The 1,135-nt window shown below is 60.3% G+C and carries 1 protein-coding gene; it reads right to left on the bottom strand.

Translation table 11 applies throughout. The features are described 5' to 3' along the window. Positions 1 to 112: 112 nt before the first annotated feature. Positions 113 to 1,135: bifunctional 2-methylcitrate synthase/citrate synthase (gene prpC, locus B4U49_RS00495; protein WP_078082653.1), on the bottom strand; the 1,023-nt coding region annotated here is incomplete at its 5' end.

Genomic DNA, 1,135 nt, shown 5'->3' with positions numbered 1-1,135 from the left:
GTAAACCCATCCATGGGGGCTTGGCTGCGAGATCCCTCTCGCAGACAGTCCAGCAAAGGGCTGCCCGTCATCAGCGCCTTCGCATCAAGTTCAGTACTTCTTTTGAAGAACCTTAGCGGTCACTAATTGGAGTAACTTTGCGCAGTTCCGGGCCGGTGTATTCCGCGCTTGGGCGGATGATGCGGTTGTCGGCGCGCTGTTCGAATACGTGGGCGGCCCAGCCGGTTACGCGGGACATGACGAAGATCGGCGTAAACAGTTTGGTGGGAATGCCCATGAAGTGGTACGCGGATGCGTGGAAGAAGTCGGCGTTACAGAACAGCTTTTTCTCGCGCCACATGACTTCTTCGCAGCGTACGGATACCGGGTACAGCACGTCGTCACCAACGTCGGCGGCGAGTTTTTCTGACCACTGCTTGATGATGGCGTTACGCGGGTCTGATTCGGTGTAGACCGCGTGGCCGAAGCCCATGATTTTTTCCTTGCGCTCGAGCATGCCCATCAGTTCTTTTTCTGCTTCGTCGGCAGAGGAGAAACGCTCGATCAGTTCCATCGCCGCTTCGTTGGCGCCGCCGTGCAGCGGGCCGCGCAGGGAGCCGATGGCACCGGTGATGCAGCTGAACAGGTCAGACAGGGTGGAGGCACAGACGCGCGCGGTGAAGGTGGAGGCGTTGAACTCGTGCTCTGCGTACAGGATCAGGGAGACGTTCATTACCTGCGCGTGCAGGTCGTTGGGCTTTTCGCCGCGCAGCATGTGCAGGAAGTGGCCGCCGATGGAGTCGTCATCGGTTTCGGTTTCGATGCGCACGCCGTCGTGGGTGAAGCGGTACCAGTAACAGATGATGGACGGGAACGCGGCCAGCAGGCGGTTGGCGCGGTCCTGTTGCTCGGCGAAAGACTCTTCGCCCTCCAGGTTGCCCAGCATGGAGCAGCCGGTGCGCATAACGTCCATCGGGTGTGCGTCGGCGGGGATGCGCTCGAGCACTTCGCGCAGTGCCTGCGGCAGGCCGCGCATGGTTTTGAGGGTGCCTTTGTAGTCGGCCAGCTGCGCGGTGGTAGGCAGTTCGCCGTTGAAGATCAGGTAGGCGACCTCTTCGAACTCGCAGTTTTCTGCCAGGTCTTTTACGTCGTAGCC

Origin of the sequence: Microbulbifer mangrovi, assembly GCF_002009015.1 — a bacterium.
Lineage (GTDB): Bacteria > Pseudomonadota > Gammaproteobacteria > Pseudomonadales > Cellvibrionaceae > Microbulbifer > Microbulbifer mangrovi.
Note: the sequence above shows the minus strand (reverse complement) of the source record. Positions and strands in the feature narration are given on the sequence as shown.